This is a genomic window from Bacillus cereus group sp. BfR-BA-01441, assembly GCF_022663075.1.
GTDB lineage: Bacteria > Bacillota > Bacilli > Bacillales > Bacillaceae_G > Bacillus_A > Bacillus_A cereus.
On sequence record NZ_JAKUEU010000047.1, the window covers coordinates 21,724 to 39,932 of the forward strand.

The following is an 18,209-nucleotide window of genomic DNA, read 5'->3' on the forward strand; positions in this document are numbered from 1 at the left end:
TTGTTCATATGTACACGAAAATCCTGCAAATGATGACACTTTCAAATAAATGATAGCATATTTGAGTTCATAATACTTCTGAAAACGACTGAATTGTGTGTAAGTTTTCGCATAGGTTCTTTTTTATTGTATAAAATATACAGAAAGGAAAATACATGAAAAAAAGTCTAAAAAACCCTTGAAAACGCTATGTTATTTTAAAATATTGATAATTCTCCAGACGCTTGAATTCTGGAATAAAACCGACTAATATAGGGAAGTATTATGTTAAATTTCTATGACAAAATTCGTACGATTTTTTGACTGCGTTTTGTTATGATATAGAATGTGATAAATTCCACATTCTTGACAAATAGAGTTTTTAGTACTTGGTATTATTTCTCATTACTATTATATAAAGAAAAGGGTTGTGATTTGGTGAAGACTCCAAAAATCGTAGTTTTAGGTGCAGGTTATGGCGGGATGATTACGACTGTTCGTCTGCAAAAAGCATTATCTGTAAATGAAGCTGAAATTACGCTAGTAAACAACAACAGCTATCACTACCAAGCGACTTGGTTACACGAGAGCGCAGCTGGTACATTACAAGATGAAAAAATCTGTCTAGATATTCAAGACGTTATTGATACAAATAAAGTGAACTTTGTACAAGACACAGTAGTAGAAATTAAAGCTGCTGAAAAACGCATTATCTTAAAAGACGGCGAGTTAGAGTATGACTACTTAGTAATTGGTCTTGGTTTTGAATCAGAAACATTCGGAATTACAGGATTAAAAGAGCATGCATTCTCAATAGCTAACATTAATGCAACTCGTGAAATTCGTGAGCATATGGAAGCTAGTTTCTCTAAATATGCAACTGAACAACGCGATGAGTTAGTAACAATCGTTGTTGGTGGTGCTGGATTTACTGGTATCGAGTACGTAGGTGAGCTTGCAAACCGTGTTCCTGAACTTTGCAAAGAGTACAATGTACCACGTGAAAAAGCACGTATCATCTGTGTAGAAGCTGCTCCAACAGCACTTCCAGGTTTCGATCCAGCGTTAGTAGAATACGCTGTAAAACAACTTGAGAAAAAAGGTGTAGAATTCCGCATCGGTACAGCAATTAAAGAAGCAACTGAAGAAGGTATTATCGTTGCGAATGGCGATGACACTGAATTAATTAAGTCTGAAACAGTAGTTTGGGCTGCAGGTGTTCGTGGTAACGGTATTGTGGAAGAGTCTGGATTTGAAGCAATGCGCGGACGTGTAAAAGTTGATGAGTACATGCATGCTCCAGGATATGAAGATGTATTCATGGTTGGTGACGCAGCGTTAATCATTAATGAAGAAATTAACCGTCCATACCCACCAACAGCACAAATTGCAATTCAACAAGGTTACAATATTGCACACAACTTAACTGTATTAGTTCGTGGTAAAGGTGAAATGAAAAAATTCGCATTTGATAATAAAGGATCTGTATGTTCTTTAGGTCATGACGATGCAATGGGCGTTGTTATGGGTAAAAAGTTAACAGGTTGGAAAGCTTCCTTCATGAAGAAAGTAATCGATAATCGTTACCTATTCTTATTAGGTGGACCTTTATTAGTTCTTAAAAAAGGTAAATTAAAGTTCTTTTAATATATAGTAGAAAAAGCAGAAACGGCTAAGAGCTGTTTCTGCTTTTTTCATATTAAAAATATAGTATAATATAAAAAGAAAGAATATTCTGTCCGTTCTGAAAGAGGAGGTTATTACATCATGGAGAAACGAGGGAAGGTATGGCTAGCTGTTAGTGGTTTAGTAGCTACAAAAGATGGTAGGTGGCTATTTGTTAAGAAGAAATACAGTGGATTAAAAGGGAAATGGTCTTTACCGGCTGGTTTTGTAAATGAAGGTGAGACGGTTGATGAAGCTGTGAAACGCGAAGTGTTAGAAGAGACAGGCATTGTCGCTCATGTGAAGGGGATCATTGGTGTTCGATCGGGTGTTATTCGTAATGAGATTAGTGATAATATGATTATTTTTCTTTTGGAGCCTGAAGGAGAAAATATTATTATACAGGAGAAAGAATTGTCTGAAGTGGCGTTCTTACATCCGGATAAGATTGCGGACGATCCGAATACGTCTGTGCTTATTAAATATTTGTTAGAAGGAAGATCAGAACTACATCTTGAAGTGGACAAAACATTAAATCCAGGCGAACCATTTGGTTATACAGCTTATCACGTATTTACGGCACGTGCGAAGGAGAGGGGAAAAGAGTGAGTATACCGGTACTACTTATTTCAATGATGTTATTCTTTATTTTGTTCTTTGGAATTGGATTTTTACTCAACATGATTTTGCGAGCTACTTGGGTAATGGTTATTGTGTATCCTATTGTTTGTATGCTTATTATTAATAAAGCGAGTATGTGGGATTATTTTTCAAAACCGAAAGAAACATTTTCTTCATTTGGGACAAGTGTATCGCACTTAGGACAAGCAGACGTATTTATTCTATCTACTGGATTAGTAGGGGCTGCTTTAGCAGGAGTCGTAATCAAGAAACTTCGGAAAAGCGGATATCAAATGTTTTAATCTCCAATTAAGTTGGAGATTATTTTTTTGCATATTCCTTCATGGTATAGGGAATGATTAACGATGAAGGAGTGTGGAATATAAAAATGTTAAAACGATATTGTATTCGCATTATGATGACTTGTTTACTTGCAATTGCATTATGCGTAACATGGAATGCTTTCACAGGAGTTTCTTTATTAGAGATTGTAAAGAAGTATGAGGGAACGAGTGCAAAAGAAGTACATGCAGCAGAAGTTAAGAGAAATGTTGCTCCGAGTAAAGAAGTGATAAATGCTTTAGAGCAGGCAAACGACTGGTCTAAATATCGTTCAATTGAAATGACTGCAACAGGTTATACATCGGGGATTGAGTCAACTGGTAAGAGGCCAGGGCATCCAGAGTATGGTATTACATATTCAGGTGTTAAAGTGAAAAGGGATTTATATTCCACAATCGCTGCGGACTTACGCGTATTTCCGATTGGAACGATTCTATTCGTACCAGGTTATGGATATGGTGTAGTAGCTGATAAGGGCGGTGCAATAAAAGGAAACCGTCTTGATCTATATTATGATACGGTGAAAGATGTTTATAGCCAATGGGGTAAGAAAAAAGTAAATGTGTACGTAGTAAAAGTAGGAAATGGTAAGTTTACAGAAGAAGAGTTAACGATGTTAAATCAAGACGAAACGATGCAAGTGTTTCGTGGTCAATATTTAAAACAAAGATAGTCTAGTCGTAATTACGCTAGACTTTTTTTCTTGGCTTATTTCATAATAGAGGGGATTTTACACGTCATATAACTGTAGTTAGAATTGTCGCATTTTATCGAAAATAAAGTTATAATGGTGGTAGAGAAATTTAGGGGGTCTGAACATGTTTCAAGTACAAAAAGAATTAGCAGGTCATGAAGCAGTAATTGTTGCTTTATTTGAAGAAGAGAAAATGAGTAGTTTTGTACAAGAACTGGACAAAGCGTTTGAAGGACAATTACAAGTTTTACTAGAAGAGAAAGAATTATCTACGAAGAAAAAGGCCATTTCGAAAGTGCATAGCTTAGGAAAAACAAATGTGAAACGTTATTACTTTGTTGGTTTAGGCAAGAAAGAGTCTTACACGACAGAAACGTTACGTGCGGCTCTTGGTAAGGCATTTAAAACACTGCAATCAGCAAAAGTACAAGATGCAGCAATCTTACTTGATTCTTTCGTAACAGAGAAATTAGACGCGATTGATGTCGCTCATATTGCAGCAGAGGTACAAGGCCTTGGTACATATGAATTACAAACGTATAAATCAGATAAAAAGGATCGTGTAGAGTTAGAGAAGTTCACGGCTATTACAGCGGAAGATGCACAAGAAATTGAAGCCGCATTAACAGTTGGCTACGTACATGGACGTGCAACAAATTCAGCTCGTACACTTGTAAATATGCCGCCAAACGTATTAACAGCGACAAAGCTTGCTGAGTATGCTGTTGAATTAGCGGAGAAGTATGATATGGACTATAAAGTTCTTGAGAAAGAAGAGATGGAAGATCTTGGTATGGGTGCGTTACTTGCAGTAAACCAAGGTAGTGTAGAGCCACCGAAAATGATTGCTCTTATTTATAAAGGAAAAGAAGAGTGGACAGATGTCATTGGATTCGTTGGAAAAGGTATTACATACGATACAGGTGGTTATTCTTTAAAACCACGTGAAGGCATGGTCGGTATGAAAGGTGATATGGGCGGTGCAGCTGCTGTATTAGGTGCGATGGAAATTATCGGTGAACTTCGCCCAGAACAAAATGTGATCGCTGTTATTCCTTCAACTGATAACGTTGTAAGTGGTACGGCATTTAAGCCAGACGATGTAATTACATCTATGAGCGGAAAAACAATTGAAGTATTAAATACGGATGCAGAAGGTCGTCTAGCTTTAGCTGACGGTATTACGTATGCGAAAAAACTTGGTGCAAACTACCTTGTTGATGTTGCAACATTAACAGGCGGTGTAATTGTTGCACTTGGAAACTATACGACAGGCGCAATGACAAATAATGAAGAGTTATTTGAGCAAGTGCTAGAGGCTTCTATGGAAACAGATGAGCCAATTTGGCAACTACCGATTTTTGATCGTGATAAAGAACGCGTTCGAAACAGTAAGTTTGCTGATTTAAATAACTCACCAGGCCGTGAAGGACATGCGGTTATGGCAGGTACATTCTTAGGCGAATTCGCTGAAGATACACCGTGGGTACACTTAGATATCGCTGGAACATCAGAAACAAAAGGCGCGCACGACTTAGGTCCAGCTGGAGCAACTGGTGCAATGGTACGTACACTTGCAACACTTGTGGAGCGTTTTGGAGAAGAATGATTTTTTGAAGAAAAGGCTGTCTCAAATTTTTGAGACAGCCTTTTTTATTGGTATTTAATAGTTGATTTTCAATGTTATACTTATGTGATATAATTTTCCCTGTATTAGAAGTAAATAACAATTGAATAGGGAGGGAAAGAAGAGAGTGACAAAAATAGAAGCACTCTTATTATTATGAGGGAAGGGACTTTATCTCAACAAAATATAGTTGTATTGTTTTTTAAACAGTTACGCCCGAAACAGTGGACTAAAAACTTGCTTGTATTTGCAGCGTTAGTCTTTTCAATAAAACAAGTATCTTTAACTATGGTGGCACAAGCTGCAATTTGTTTTGCGCTATTTTGTGCAATATCTGGCTGTGTCTATATTTTAAATGATTTTATGGATATTGAGGCAGATCGACAACACCCTGTTAAGCGATATCGACCGATGGCATCGGGGGCATTAAATCCGTACTTTGCTATTACGGCAGGTTGTGTTATTTTAGTAGCGTCTTTAGTAGTTTCATATATATTAAATCCGTTATTGTGCTTAGTATTAGCAGCCTATTTTATTTTAAATGTAGCGTATTCAATTCGTTTAAAGCACGTTGTAATCATTGATATTTTAATTATTGCAGCTGGATTTGTTTTACGAGCATTGGCCGGTGGATTAGTTATTCAAGTGCCATTTACACCGTGGTTTTTATTATGTACATTATTACTGTCACTATTCTTGGCTATTAATAAAAGAAGACATGAATTAGTATTGTTACAGAATAATAAAGGTTCTCATAGAAAAGTATTAGAAAGTTATTCTCCTGCTTTGTTAGACCAATTAAGTACAATTGTTACATCGGCAACTATTGTAACTTATGCTATCTTTACTTTTAATGCAGGGAAAAGTATCTATTTAATGTGGACAATCCCATTTGTAATTTACGGGATTTTTCGTTATTTATATTTAGTTCACATGGAAGATAAAGGTGGAGAACCAGATAAAGTTTTATTAGAGGATCAGCATATTTTAATAACAGTGTTGTTATATGCGATAACAGTTATTATTATACTATTGAACTTTTAATTACTCTATTCGGGTTTGTTAAAACGTTTAAGAGGAGTGTCTTAAACGTTTTTTATTTGGAATAAAACATTTTTTGAATATAAACGGTTAAGGAGTATAGAGATGCAACAATTTTTAATGATTATTTTATCAGTTGGTATGGGAGTTGTAGGGCAAATTTTATTAAAGTTTGGCGCAATGAAATCACAAAGTTCAGCGGCTGTAGGTATTATGAATTTCATTAACGTACCGAACTTTTTCGGACTAGCTTTTTACGGTTTAAGTGCATTATTATGGATGATTGTGCTGAGAAAGGTTGATTTAAGTTATGCATACCCAATGGTGAGTTTCGGATATGTATTTGTTATTATTGCGTCAGCATTATTATTTGGTGAAACAATCAATTTCATGAAAATTGCTGGAATAGTATGTATAGTAGCTGGCATTTTATTTATTGCAAAATCATAGGAGGTAAAGCAATGGGAACATATTTATATTGTATACTTCCATTTATAGCTTGGGTAGCTTCGGGAGTATTGAAATTTTTAGTGAATTATCTTCGTTCTGGAAAAGATGCTTTTCGTTTAGTTGGAAATGGTGGATTTCCTAGCACGCATACAACGATTTTATCAAGTATGGTCATGACAATAGGGTTTCATGAAGGGTTTAATACACCGATGTTTGGAATCGGGATGGCAATTTTAACAATTGTTATCATTGATGCCACAGGACTTCGCCGTACAGTTGGTAAACATGCAAGAATGTTGAATAAACATATAAGTTCGGAAGAAGAAAAATTAAGAGAGCGTCAAGGACATCATTGGCATGAGATTTTTGGTGGGCTTGTGTTAGGAACAGTTATTGGATACGTGGCACATCTAATTATGTTATTTCTACCGTAGAGAGGAGAAGAAGTATTGAATATTTGGAATGATTATAAAGGAAAGGGGATATTAGCCCTTGTCCTTTTCATTTTTTATTGGTCATTTTATTTTTTTATCGGTTGGAAAATGGATACTCACTCTAAGCTTTTTATTGAAGCGTGGGTGGTTGATACCTATTTTTCTTTTGATCAAGGATATTATATCATCTCCTTTTTCCTTGAAAAAGTAGATGTAGCAGCGGCGACCTGGTTCCGACATCCATTCCTTTATTATTTTATTCAACAATTCATGTGGATGCTGGAGACAGTAAAAGTAGGGAATATTGTACATGGTATTATATTCATTCAAACGTTTTTAAGCGCGTTCAGTGTAGTGATGATTTATACATTATGCTGTAAAATTTGTAAGAATACGATTGTTTCTTTTTTACTAGCGGTCATGTATGGATTTTCAGCTACAATGTTAGTTATTACGTGGACACCAGAATCTTTTAGCTATGCAAATTTCACATTGGTACTTATGTGCTTTGTATGCTATCCATTTATTACAGGGGAAAAAGAAGCGAAAATAGGATTTAGTATTGCGAATGTATTGTTGGCAATAGTAATAACAGGGGTTACATTAACCAATTCGTTTATGTGGTTTTTAGGTAGTCTGATGAGTTATAAGAAACTACGGAAAAAAATTATTTGGACTGGTATTTCGATTGTTATTGTCGTGGTCCTGTTTGTATTAGCAATGAACGCAAATAATGTCGTTCTTATCGAAGGATTAAAGGGTAGTATGGACTTTGCTGCGCAAGGACAGAGTTTTTCACCAGAATACGTTAAGCCATCAGGTATATTAGTATTTCATCTATTATTAGGATCTTCATTCATCTTTGGACCATTCTCGGAAGTTACTTTAAGACAAGGTGAGCAATTCGCACAATTAAATATACTTCCATCGCATACTATGATCGGGTGGATTGTGATTGTATCTGTGTATGCTTTTATAATAGTAGCTGTATGGAAAAACTTTAGAAAAGAGCCTTTCGTAAGGTTTTTAAGTTTCTGTTTACTATTTAATATTGTTTTACATGGAATTATTGGTTTTGGGGCATCTGAAGCATTTATTTATGGCGCACATATGCTGTTTACAATACCGTTATTATTAGCATATGGTTTTAAAGTGATGAGACGTGTAAAAGTAGTTGCTTTATGTTTAATATTAATATTAATAATTATAAATAATTTTGAAAGTATGCTATATTTTTATCATTTTGCAGTCTCCAATTATTCTTTATAATAAAATAGATTTTTAATAAAAGGGTACTTTAGATAGGATTTCTAAAGTACCCTTTTTTACTATTTCTTAAAAATAGATAAAAAATAATAGCTAGAAGTGAAGCATTTTAGAAAGCATATAGTTGTTATGAAAGAGGTCTAAACATGTTTTGAGTACAAAAAGAGTAGTAAGTGTACTTAGACATCCCTGTGAGCAAATAATTTATGGTCAGCTCGAGCAATGGTATAGGTAATTCGTATACTTTTCGAGCATTTTGTAGAAGAATAATTTTTTTGAAGAAAAAGCTGTCTCAAATTTTGGAGACAGCCTTTTCTATTGATATAGTAGGTATATTTGTTGGTAATTCGATATAATTTCATTTACTACCGCGCTGTTCAAAAAAGTGTTTATAAAGAAATCGTATACAAAATCCCGTTTAAAGCAAAAGAAGTACGGCCCGTTTCTTCAGAGACAACTAATATAAGTGCATCACTCTTTTCTGATAAGCCAATTGCAGCTCTGTGACGTGTTCCTAGCTCAGGATCAACTTCTGTACTTTTCGTTAAAGGAAGAATATTAGCAGCTGAGACAATATGATTATTTTTTACGAGAACGGCACCGTCATGAAGAGGGTTACCTGGATAAAATATTGATTCGAGTAATGGCGCAGTTAAATGAGCGTTTAATGTCGTTCCAGTTTGAATGAGAGCTTCAAGCGTCTCGTTTCTTTCCACAACGATAAGAGCACCATGTTTTCTGGCGCTTAAATGTTGGATAGCTGTTGTAATAAAAGATGAACTTTCCGTATAAGGTGATAAATATGCCTGAATATAGTATGTAGCTGCCAATGTTTGTACATTTGCTAACATATGATGAATATCTTCCATTTTGCATAAAATACATTCGTCTTCTTTATCGATTGCGTTCCTCATAATCGATAGTTCTTTTTCAGCAATTTCAATCATTTGCTTTGTTTGTATTTTGAGCTCTTCTGACAAGCCCCATTCGTGCATAATCCTCATTCCCTTTAGTGGAGTATTTAACAATAGTGTATACAAATATTCCTAGTAAAATCCTGTTAGATTTTATAAAATATTGAGATACAGCATGTTTTTTTCATATAATAAAGGTATGACGAGCGAGAGGAGAGAGAAGAATGAATTGGAAACAAGAATTTAGTCGCTGGCTTTCTTACGCACAATTAGATGCAGAATTAAAAGAACAGCTAGAAAATATGAAGCAAGATGAGAAGAAAATCGAGGATAGCTTTTATAAAAATCTAGAGTTTGGCACAGGTGGTATGCGTGGTGAACTTGGTGCTGGTACGAACCGTTTAAACGTATATACAGTTCGTAAAGCAACAAAAGGATTAGCAAGCTTTATTGAAAAATTAGGTGAGGAAGCGAAAAAACGCGGTGTTGTTGTAGCCTATGATTCTCGTCATAAATCACCTGAGTTCGCAATGGAAGTTGCTGCTACACTTGGGGCACGCGGTATCACAACATATGTGTTTGAAAGCTTACGTCCAACGCCAGTACTTTCTTTCGCAGTTCGTCATTTACATACAGTAAGTGGAATCGTTCTTACGGCAAGCCATAATCCACCTGAATATAACGGATACAAAGTATACGGTGAAGATGGTGGACAGTTACCTCCAAAAGAAGCAGATGAGTTAATTAGCTACGTAAATGCAGTAGAAGATGAATTAACAGTTGAAGTCGCTGATGTAGAGCAATTAAAAGCTGACGGTTTATTACATATTATTGGACAAGAAGTAGATGATGCATATGCTGCAGAATTGAACAATGTCATCATTAATAAAGAAATGGTGCAAAAGGTCGGCAAAGACTTAAAAATCGTCTTTACACCATTACACGGAACATCAAATATTTCTGTACGCCGTGGTTTAAAAGAAGTTGGATTTACAGATGTGACAGTTGTAAAAGAGCAAGAGTTACCAGATCCAAACTTCTCTACAGTAAAATCACCGAACCCAGAAGAGCACGCAGCGTTTGAGTATGCCATTCGTGACGGTGAAAAGGTAGGCGCAGATGTATTAATCGCAACTGATCCTGACGCAGACCGCCTTGGTGTAGCAGTGCGTAATCATAATGGTGAGTTCCAAGTATTAACAGGAAACCAAACAGGTGCATTAATGCTTGATTACTTACTATCTCAAAAGAAAGAAAACGGAACGCTTCCGGAGAACGGTGTCGTATTAAAAACAATCGTAACGTCTGAGATTGGCCGTACAATTGCGAAAGCATACGGTTTAGATACAGTTGATACGTTAACTGGATTTAAATTTATCGGTGAGAAAATTAGGCAGTATGAAGAAAGCGGACAATATGAATTCCAATTCGGTTATGAGGAAAGCTATGGTTATTTAATCCGCCCATTCTGCCGTGATAAAGATGCAGTACAATCTGTCCTATTTGCATGTGAAGTAGCTGCATACTACAAATCACAAGGGAAAACGTTATATGACGGTCTATTAGAAGTATTTGAGAAGTACGGTTTCTTCCGTGAAGACCTTGTATCGTTAACGTTAAAAGGAAAAGATGGAGCTGAAAAAATCCAAGAGATGATGGCAACGTTCCGTGAGAATCCGCCGAAAGAAGTAGCAGGCTTAACAGTCGTAGCAGTGGAAGACTATAAAGCAAGCATCGTTACATCTTTACAAGATGGACATAAAGAAGAGATTCACTTACCGAAATCAAATGTGTTAAAATATCAATTAGAGGATGGTTCATGGTTCTGCCTACGTCCATCTGGAACTGAGCCGAAGATTAAGTTTTACTTTGGTGTAAAAGATAGTTCTTTACAAAATAGTGAACAAAAGTTACTTACTATTAAAGAAGACATTATGAATCGTTTATAATACAAAGTAATTTTAAGTAGTAAGGAACAAAAGGGAGCGAAATCTCCCTTTTGTTTTATGTAGGAAATGATTGCTATTGATTCCGACAGGAGAGAGGGTATTTTGTGATGAAAAAAGTAAGAAAAGCGATAATCCCAGCAGCTGGATTAGGAACACGTTTTTTACCAGCAACGAAAGCAATGCCGAAAGAAATGTTACCGATAGTAGATAAACCAACAATCCAATACATTGTAGAAGAAGCAGTGAAATCGGGTATCGAAGATATTATTATCGTTACTGGTAAAACAAAGCGTTCTATTGAAGATCATTTTGATAATGCATTTGAACTAGAACAAAACTTATTAGAGAAGAAAAAATATGAGTTGCTTGAAAAAGTACAAGCTTCTTCAAAAATGGTAGATATTCATTATATCCGTCAAAAAGAGCCGAAGGGACTAGGACATGCTGTTTGGTGTGCGCGTAAATTCATTGGTGATGAGCCGTTTGCAGTGTTACTAGGTGATGATATTGTCCAAGCTGAGAAACCGTGTTTACGTCAATTAATGGATGAGTATGAAAAAACACTTTCTTCTGTTATTGGTGTACAAACTGTTCCAGAGTCGGAAACACATCGCTATGGAATTATCGATCCATTAGAACAAGAAGGTCGTCGTTACCAAGTTCGCAATTTCGTTGAGAAACCAGCACAAGGTACAGCTCCTTCAAACTTAGCAATTATGGGCCGCTACATTTTAACGCCTGAAATCTTTATGTTCTTAGAACAGCAACATGTCGGTGCTGGTGGTGAAATTCAATTAACAGATGCAATCCAAAGCTTAAATGAAATCCAACGTGTATTTGCTTACGATTTCGAAGGAAAGCGCTACGACGTAGGTGAAAAGCTAGGATTCGTTCAAACGACAATTGAAATGGCCCTGCAACACCCAGAATTACGTGATGACATGGTTGCAATGATGAAGAAAATTTTAGAAGAACAAGCGAATCAAGAGTCTTAATTTATAGGTAAAGTCCCTTTTGGATGTACAGTAGAGATATGTAATTTACTGTGCAATCTAAAGGGGACTTTTTATGAAAAAAAGACACTCTAGAGAGAGTGTCTTTAATTAGAACTTAAGTTTTTATCGGTCGGCTTCAATTCATTAGCTTTTGATTTAATTTCATTAGAAATAGCGATATTAATATTTCCGGCAGATTTTTTGTATTCTTGAATTAATGTATTAACATTTTGATTAAATGTAATTAAACTACCGCTTGGAGATTGAGATTGTTCATTAAGTGCAGTCACAATACCATACATTTTTTTATATTCTTCATAGGTTTCTTTGTACTTACTTGGCTGTTCTTTTGCAGCCTCAGAGACCAACCTTAAATCTCTTCCCATGCCGTTATAAAATACATCTACAGCTACAACCATATGATCAATTTCTTTTTTCTTAGATCTAAGAGCAGTATTGAAATCACTTCGGTTATTTATTGCGTTTGACCATGTAGTTGAATACTCGGACAATACATATGATGCAGAGTATTCGAAAGTTTCTATGGTGTTATAAAAAGATGCTGCAGCCTTTAAGTAATCAGCTTCTTTTTTCTTTTGAACTTGAATAGCCTGATATTCTTCCTCTATATTCGTTACTTTTGATATGGTGAAAAGGAAAATAAGGATTGATATAACTGATGTAAGAAATAGTATTATAGATGTTATAAAAACTTTTTTTGCTGCTACTTTTCGTATTTTCTTAATTAATCCGATGATAATAAAGATTACAGCCGCGCATAAACTAATTATAGTAAGAAATAGCAAGAAGAATGCTATACCGTTTCCAAGCATATAGTTCATTCCTAACTCGCCGTTTCCATATAATGTATAACTTCTGTATATACATAGCATGAAAAGTAAAGATAGTACGCCTACACCTATTTTAATAAGTGTGTTTTTTGATAGTTTCACTGACTTTCCTCCAGAACATTGTTTTAATTAAATGTACAAAATATAAGATTTTCTGGACTATCATAACAAAATTTATTTTTAATATGTGTCGTATATTGTCGAAAATAAAAAATGAGTTATTTCAGTATACTGAAATAACTCATTTTTTTTATTATGAAATCGTCGAATGAGAATGCTGATAAGCAGAGCGACGCACAGCATAGTATATGCGAGGTGCGATAATAGCACCGATAATTGTAAATGCAATATCTTTTACTGCAAACCACATCATAATCATCCAAGCAGCTTTATAGCTCATATTACCGCCCATAAAGAGATTGACTGCTCCGTACATGTAAGTAGTACCGATTATATAAGTTAAAATAATTCCAGTGAAAGAGGCAATTGTAAATGTAATGAAAGTGGGTCTTTCTTTTTGTTCTACTAGTTTTCCTGATACGTAAGCAACGATAATAAATGCGATAATAAAACCACCAGTAGGATCTAAAAGTGCTCCAAATCCAGCTTTGAAGTTAGCGAAGATTGGTGCGCCGGCTAAGCCAACGAGCATATATACAGTCATGGATAAGGCACCAAGTCTACTTCCAAGAAGAAGACCTGCTAAAATTGCGAAAAATGGTTGCATAGATAATGGGATGCCTGCTACTTGTAAGAAAGGTGCCCAAGATACAATATTTGCACCGATGGCCATAAGAGCAACGAACATGGCAGCTAATGCTAAATCTAAAACATGAAATCTCCTCATAATGTTAACCTCCTGTTGTTTTTAGGTTAACATTATCGTAGCGAAAATATTTACTTGTTGTCAATCAAAATATTTTGATAAGAAGGCTTTAAATAGTCTCTTAGCAACGTATATGGAATACGAAATTGCGGAATTCCACTTGAATAGGGAGCAATCTCATATAAAGGGAAATAAATGACGAGATTGTCTGGCTCTAAAAAGAAGTGAAATTTTTTCATACTCATTACTTTTTCAGTTGCATCAGGAAAATAAATGCTTTCATTTTGTTTAATTTGTCGTACAATCTCTGCACGGATTACATCTTTATATTTATCCTTTTGTTGAAATAAATCGTCTAAGTGCAGCACCTTTTTTTCGTTTAAATCAAATGTATTTGCCTTCCACGTATAAAGACCGTGTGCTCCGCCAGTATATTGATAGTAATTCACATATAGGCTAAGAAAAGGTGGTTTGTTTAAAGAGACTTTATAATCAACATTTGCTACGTACGGATGAAAGGGTGTACTAGATCCTTCTGTCTCTTTATAATATTTTTTTGCTTCTTTTTCTAATTTGTTTTTAAATTTGTCAGTGGATTTTTTGTAGTATAAATTGAGTTTATTTTGAAATTTAGAATCAGAAAAGTTGTGAAAAGAAGGCCTATTTATTTGATATTCTATATAAGGTTTCTTACCTTTTTGCGTTACAGTCTTAACATCGATTGTCAGGTTAGATGCTTTGGCTGTTATTGCACAATTTGGTACAATAGTCAGCAAGGAGAACATAAGCAGTAATATACAAAATTTCTGTTTCATTTAGGTGAAGCCTCCTTATATAAGTGTTATAAGTAGTTTGAAAATAAATAGGTAAAATTATACATTTAATTAAAGTAAGAGAAGGGGGAAGCGATATGGCAAAAACTTTAATGGATTCACTTGGAATTGAGTTGTTAGAGATGACAGAAGATAAGGTAGTTGCTACGATGCCTGTTGATGAGCGTACGCATCAACCGTTTGGATTTTTACATGGAGGTGCATCGGTTGCATTAGCGGAAACAGTGGCAAGTGTTGGTTCATATAATTTAATTGATCAAGAAAAATGTATTTGTTTCGGATTAGAAATTAATGCAAACCACATTCGCTCAAAGAAAGATGGAATTGTAACAGCGATCGGAACACCGATACATAGAGGACAATCGACAATGGTTTGGGATGTTCGTATTATTGATGAAAATGATGATTTACTATGTATATCAAGATGTACAGTAGCAATTAAAGAAAAACGTGAAAAGTAAAAAAGAGGCGCTCTTATGAGCAGCCTCTTTTTCTTATAATTAGAACTGGATTTTCTTCTCTAAGAAACCTTTTAGTTCGCTAATTGGCATACGAACTTGTTCCATTGTGTCACGGTCACGTACTGTAACAGCTTTGTCTTCAACTGAGTCGAAGTCATATGTGATACAGAATGGTGTACCGATTTCGTCTTGACGACGGTAACGTTTACCGATAGAACCAGTTTCATCAAAGTCTACCATGAAGTCTTTAGCTAATTCTGCGAATACTTCAGTAGCACCTTCAGATAGCTTCTTAGATAATGGTAAGATAGCTGCTTTGTATGGTGCTAAAGCAGGGTGGAAACGAAGAACTGTACGAGAATCGTTTTCTAATTGCTCTTCTTCATATGCATCACATAAGAATGCTAATGTTACGCGGTCTGCGCCTAAAGATGGCTCGATGCAGTATGGCACGTAACGCTCATTCGTTTGTGGATCAATATAGTTAAAGTCTTCGTTTGAATGTTCCATGTGACGTTTTAAGTCGAAGTCTGTACGAGATGCAACGCCCCAAAGTTCGCCCCAACCGAATGGGAATTTGAATTCAATGTCAGTTGTTGCATTACTGTAGTGAGATAACTCTTCTTCACCGTGGTCACGAAGACGCATGCTCTCTTCAGACATACCAAGTGAAAGTAACCAGTTTTTACAAGTTTCACGCCAGAATGCAAACCACTCTAAATCTTCACCAGGCTTACAGAAGAATTCAAGTTCCATTTGTTCGAATTCACGTGTACGGAATGTGAAGTTACCAGGCGTGATTTCGTTACGGAAACTCTTACCGATTTGGCCGATACCAAATGGAAGCTTTTTACGCATAGAGCGTTGAACGTTTTTGAAGTTTACGAAAATACCTTGTGCTGTTTCAGGACGAAGGAAGATTTCGTTTGTGCTAGACTCTGTAACACCTTGGAATGTTTTGAACATTAAGTTGAACTGACGGATTTCAGTGAATTCTTCACTACCGCAATCAGGACATTTTACTTCATGTTCTTTCATTAAGTCAGCCATTTGGTCGAAAGTAAGACCATCAACAACCATTTCGATGCCTTTTGCATCTAAAGCATCCTCAATTAATTTGTCAGCACGGTGACGAGCTTTACATTTTTTACAGTCGATCATTGGATCGTTGAAGTTACCAACGTGACCAGAAGCTATCCAAGTTTTAGGGTTCATTAAAATAGCTGCGTCTAAACCAACGTTGTATGGAGATTCTTGAATGAATTTTTTCCACCAAGCTTTTTTAACATTATTTTTTAATTCGATTCCAAGTGGACCGTAATCCCAAGTGTTTGCAAGACCACCGTAAATTTCAGAACCAGGGAAAACAAAACCGCGATGTTTCGCTAAGTTTACAACTTGTTCCATTGAATACATAAGAAAATCCTCCTTTTGAAAGTTAACGTATTGGCGATGACATACTCTGATACTTTGGAAACGAGCAGTATATGCTAAAAAGAACATAAAAAAACGCTCATCCCAAGGCTTATTTGCCTAGGGACGAGCGTTTGCCCGCGGTTCCACCCTAGTTGATACACAAAAGGTGCATCCACTTTATCATGTATTGCTCGGGACTGCCGTTTCCTTGCGGCTTCAGGCTTTCACTATCCCTGAATCGCTTTTTATGCAAGTACTTATAAGTCCGTCATCGCTACTTATATTAATAATAATGAACATATTCTAACACGTTCTTTTTTAAATCTCAATAGAGGAACGCGTCTATCTATGATAGAGTCTCGCCTATTTTTTCATTATTTATTCCGTAATTTTGCTTAATATGCTTAATTGCTTCACGCTTACTTAATGGAGCGAGCTCATTGTTTTGAACGTATTCCCAAACTACATCCGGATTTGTTTTTGCATATTCACGAAGGACCCAGCCAATCGCTTTTTGAATGAAAAATTCTTTTGAAGAATGTAGTTGTCCAATAATCCAGAAAAGAAGTTCTTCATCCATCTTTTGTTTATATTTTAGTTGGAATAAAATAGCGGCACGTTGTAACCATATGTTATCTGATGCAATCCATTTTGGAATATAGGCAGAAATTAATTCTGGATGTTTTAAAAAGATATCGCCTAAAAATGTAGGGACGATGCTATCGACAGAGTCCCACCAAGATTTTGTGACAATCAGTTCTTCTAAGAAGGGGATATGAGTTTCGTTTATATGCTTTTTATATTTTTGCATAATATCAAGTGCGGCCGCTTGGAATTCACGTTCTGGTAAGTCCCAAAGCTCACGTATGATAATTTGGAAGTCTTTTTGATCTGGGAGAGTATGTATTTGAATGATGTCTTTTAATAATTGGCGTCTTTCCGGTGTTTGAATACCTAGAAATGGGAAGTGATTTTTCATATAACGAGCCATAGGTTCTGCTTTTTCAGGATTTTGATGAGCTGTGAAATGCTCTTGTAATGCTTTTACAAATGGATGCATAAGTGTTGCTCCTCTCTTATTCTCTTTCTTCTCTTATTATACAAAGAGTTTGGATAAATTTTAAAACATAACTTGCAATGTAATGAAATATGTTGAAAGTAGAGAGGAGAGGATAAGATGGAGGATCAAGGCGTATTAGCAGGTTTCTTTGCTCTTAGTTTTGCGTTTATTCTTGTTATATTGATTTGGGCAATTATTTCATATTTGTTAACGGCTTTTGCACTTTATTCGATGGCGAAAAATGATGGTGCAACGGACGGGGTGCTTGCGTTTATTCCGTTTTTGAATAGTAAGACATGGGGTGACTTAGCGAAAGATAAATTACCAGATTTTTTGAAAGAAGAAGCAGGGTGGAAAGTATTCGGTATATACGTTGCATGTTTTATTTTTAATTTCGTACCAATTATAAGTTTACTAGCAACAGCTGTATCGATTGTATTGTCCATTTATCTTATCTACGCTATTTTAGACAGATACGGAACGAACTCTATATTATTTACGATTATTCATGTAATCACATTTTCAGTGTTCTTACCGATTCATTTATTTATCATTCGAAATGAACCGGTGAGATATAAAGAGTAGATTTTTCTTTTTTGTTGATAAGTCGATATATTTTAGATATAAGTAAAAAAGCGCCCTGATTATCAGAGCGCTTTTTTTACTACATAAGGTAGCGTAAATAAATATAAATGTGAGAAATGATTAATGAAACGATCATAATTGGGAAACCGACTTTTAGGAAGTCCATGTAACTAAATTTATGTCCTTCGCGGCTCGCGATA

19 protein-coding genes are annotated in these 18,209 nt (G+C 35.6%); 13 read left to right on the forward strand and 6 right to left on the reverse strand.

The features are described from left to right. The first annotated feature begins 417 nt into the window (after nt 1–417). The 9 genes from MR107_RS18880 (at nt 418) to MR107_RS18920 (ending at nt 8,122) form a co-directional block, all read left to right on the forward strand. Complete coding sequence (locus tag MR107_RS18880; protein WP_000856612.1) at nt 418–1,626, forward strand: NAD(P)/FAD-dependent oxidoreductase; 1,209 nt, start codon at nt 418–420, stop codon at nt 1,624–1,626. A gap of 120 nt (nt 1,627–1,746) precedes the next feature. Then, on the forward strand, nt 1,747–2,253 hold the full coding sequence (locus MR107_RS18885; protein ID WP_000415313.1) for an NUDIX hydrolase: 507 nt from the start codon (nt 1,747–1,749) through the stop codon (nt 2,251–2,253). After that, nucleotides 2,250–2,567, forward strand: a complete 318-nt coding sequence (locus MR107_RS18890) for a YuiB family protein (protein ID WP_000027016.1) — start codon at nt 2,250–2,252, stop codon at nt 2,565–2,567. The genes MR107_RS18885 and MR107_RS18890 overlap by 4 nt, the downstream gene beginning before the upstream one ends. Before the next feature lie 86 nt (nt 2,568–2,653). After that, nucleotides 2,654–3,280 carry a 3D domain-containing protein gene (locus tag MR107_RS18895; RefSeq protein WP_000920103.1) on the forward strand — a complete coding sequence of 209 codons (627 nt, stop codon included), beginning with the start codon at nt 2,654–2,656 and terminating at the stop codon, nt 3,278–3,280. 145 nt (nt 3,281–3,425) lie between these two features. Beyond that, entirely contained in the window at nt 3,426–4,910 is a 1,485-nt protein-coding gene (pepA, locus tag MR107_RS18900) for a cytosol aminopeptidase (protein WP_000487950.1), read from the forward strand. A 174-nt stretch (nt 4,911–5,084) separates the two neighbouring features. Continuing rightward, nucleotides 5,085–5,972, forward strand: coding sequence for a decaprenyl-phosphate phosphoribosyltransferase (locus MR107_RS18905; RefSeq protein ID WP_016123674.1), 888 nt, complete (start codon nt 5,085–5,087; stop codon nt 5,970–5,972). A gap of 102 nt (nt 5,973–6,074) precedes the next feature. Then, nucleotides 6,075–6,419 carry an EamA family transporter gene (locus MR107_RS18910; protein ID WP_242292601.1) on the forward strand — a complete coding sequence of 115 codons (345 nt, stop codon included), beginning with the start codon at nt 6,075–6,077 and terminating at the stop codon, nt 6,417–6,419. A gap of 11 nt (nt 6,420–6,430) precedes the next feature. Further along, entirely contained in the window at nt 6,431–6,853 is a 423-nt protein-coding gene (locus tag MR107_RS18915) for a divergent PAP2 family protein (RefSeq protein WP_000537660.1), read from the forward strand. Between the two features lie 15 nt (nt 6,854–6,868). Then, nucleotides 6,869–8,122, forward strand: coding sequence for a DUF6080 domain-containing protein (locus tag MR107_RS18920; protein ID WP_065212301.1), 1,254 nt, complete (start codon nt 6,869–6,871; stop codon nt 8,120–8,122). Nucleotides 8,123–8,508: 386 nt separating this feature from the next. Here MR107_RS18920 and cdaS read toward each other — a convergent pair whose 3' ends face one another. Next, the gene (cdaS, locus tag MR107_RS18925; RefSeq protein WP_000545252.1) at nt 8,509–9,114 is read right to left on the reverse strand and encodes a sporulation-specific diadenylate cyclase CdaS; all 606 of its coding nucleotides are present in this window, start codon (nt 9,112–9,114) and stop codon (nt 8,509–8,511) included. Nucleotides 9,115–9,257: 143 nt separating this feature from the next. Between cdaS and MR107_RS18930 the strand changes: the two genes are divergently transcribed. Both MR107_RS18930 and galU read left to right on the forward strand, forming a co-directional pair. After that, nucleotides 9,258–10,982: a phospho-sugar mutase gene (locus MR107_RS18930; RefSeq protein WP_001104221.1), complete on the forward strand. Its 1,725-nt coding sequence runs from the start codon at nt 9,258–9,260 to the stop codon at nt 10,980–10,982. Nucleotides 10,983–11,089: 107 nt separating this feature from the next. Beyond that, nucleotides 11,090–11,977, forward strand: coding sequence for a UTP--glucose-1-phosphate uridylyltransferase GalU (gene galU / locus MR107_RS18935; RefSeq protein WP_002097988.1), 888 nt, complete (start codon nt 11,090–11,092; stop codon nt 11,975–11,977). 104 nt (nt 11,978–12,081) lie between these two features. On the opposite strand, the gene MR107_RS18940 is transcribed toward galU, so the two are convergent. The 3 genes from MR107_RS18940 to MR107_RS18950 form a co-directional block, all read right to left on the reverse strand. After that, nucleotides 12,082–12,930, reverse strand: coding sequence for a hypothetical protein (locus MR107_RS18940; RefSeq protein WP_048538404.1), 849 nt, complete (start codon nt 12,928–12,930; stop codon nt 12,082–12,084). A gap of 151 nt (nt 12,931–13,081) precedes the next feature. Beyond that, on the reverse strand, nt 13,082–13,675 hold the full coding sequence (locus tag MR107_RS18945) for a biotin transporter BioY (protein WP_048538405.1): 594 nt from the start codon (nt 13,673–13,675) through the stop codon (nt 13,082–13,084). 50 nt (nt 13,676–13,725) lie between these two features. Further along, complete coding sequence (locus MR107_RS18950) at nt 13,726–14,469, reverse strand: DUF3298 and DUF4163 domain-containing protein (RefSeq protein ID WP_000810329.1); 744 nt, start codon at nt 14,467–14,469, stop codon at nt 13,726–13,728. A gap of 95 nt (nt 14,470–14,564) precedes the next feature. On the opposite strand from MR107_RS18950, the gene MR107_RS18955 reads away from it, so the two are divergent. Beyond that, entirely contained in the window at nt 14,565–14,948 is a 384-nt protein-coding gene (locus MR107_RS18955) for a hotdog fold thioesterase (RefSeq protein ID WP_001140612.1), read from the forward strand. Between the two features lie 39 nt (nt 14,949–14,987). On the opposite strand, the gene MR107_RS18960 is transcribed toward MR107_RS18955, so the two are convergent. Together MR107_RS18960 and MR107_RS18965 are read right to left on the reverse strand one after the other, a co-directional pair. Then, nucleotides 14,988–16,364, reverse strand: a complete 1,377-nt coding sequence (locus tag MR107_RS18960; protein WP_000287151.1) for a glycine--tRNA ligase — start codon at nt 16,362–16,364, stop codon at nt 14,988–14,990. A gap of 346 nt (nt 16,365–16,710) precedes the next feature. Further along, nucleotides 16,711–17,424 (reverse strand): DNA alkylation repair protein, encoded by a 714-nt coding sequence (locus MR107_RS18965; protein WP_000553309.1) that lies wholly within the window; start codon nt 17,422–17,424, stop codon nt 16,711–16,713. Nucleotides 17,425–17,541: 117 nt separating this feature from the next. Between MR107_RS18965 and MR107_RS18970 the strand changes: the two genes are divergently transcribed. Further along, entirely contained in the window at nt 17,542–18,009 is a 468-nt protein-coding gene (locus MR107_RS18970; RefSeq protein WP_000390061.1) for a hypothetical protein, read from the forward strand. Nucleotides 18,010–18,209: the final 200 nt, after the last annotated feature.

Bases quoted from the DNA above. Each gene is read 5' to 3' on its own strand.
- MR107_RS18885 (WP_000415313.1), top strand. From the start codon at position 1,747: ATGGAGAAACGAGGGAAGGTATGGCTAGCTGTTAGTGGTTTAGTAGCT.
- MR107_RS18895 (WP_000920103.1), top strand. From the start codon at position 2,654: ATGTTAAAACGATATTGTATTCGCATTATGATGACTTGTTTACTTGCA.
- pepA (WP_000487950.1), top strand. From the start codon at position 3,426: ATGTTTCAAGTACAAAAAGAATTAGCAGGTCATGAAGCAGTAATTGTT.
- MR107_RS18905 (WP_016123674.1), top strand. From the start codon at position 5,085: ATGAGGGAAGGGACTTTATCTCAACAAAATATAGTTGTATTGTTTTTT.
- MR107_RS18910 (WP_242292601.1), top strand. From the start codon at position 6,075: ATGCAACAATTTTTAATGATTATTTTATCAGTTGGTATGGGAGTTGTA.
- MR107_RS18915 (WP_000537660.1), top strand. From the start codon at position 6,431: ATGGGAACATATTTATATTGTATACTTCCATTTATAGCTTGGGTAGCT.
- cdaS (WP_000545252.1), bottom strand. From the start codon at position 9,114: ATGCACGAATGGGGCTTGTCAGAAGAGCTCAAAATACAAACAAAGCAA.
- MR107_RS18930 (WP_001104221.1), top strand. From the start codon at position 9,258: ATGAATTGGAAACAAGAATTTAGTCGCTGGCTTTCTTACGCACAATTA.
- galU (WP_002097988.1), top strand. From the start codon at position 11,090: ATGAAAAAAGTAAGAAAAGCGATAATCCCAGCAGCTGGATTAGGAACA.
- MR107_RS18945 (WP_048538405.1), bottom strand. From the start codon at position 13,675: ATGAGGAGATTTCATGTTTTAGATTTAGCATTAGCTGCCATGTTCGTT.
- MR107_RS18950 (WP_000810329.1), bottom strand. From the start codon at position 14,469: ATGAAACAGAAATTTTGTATATTACTGCTTATGTTCTCCTTGCTGACT.
- MR107_RS18955 (WP_001140612.1), top strand. From the start codon at position 14,565: ATGGCAAAAACTTTAATGGATTCACTTGGAATTGAGTTGTTAGAGATG.
- MR107_RS18960 (WP_000287151.1), bottom strand. From the start codon at position 16,364: ATGTATTCAATGGAACAAGTTGTAAACTTAGCGAAACATCGCGGTTTT.
- MR107_RS18965 (WP_000553309.1), bottom strand. From the start codon at position 17,424: ATGCATCCATTTGTAAAAGCATTACAAGAGCATTTCACAGCTCATCAA.
- MR107_RS18970 (WP_000390061.1), top strand. From the start codon at position 17,542: ATGGAGGATCAAGGCGTATTAGCAGGTTTCTTTGCTCTTAGTTTTGCG.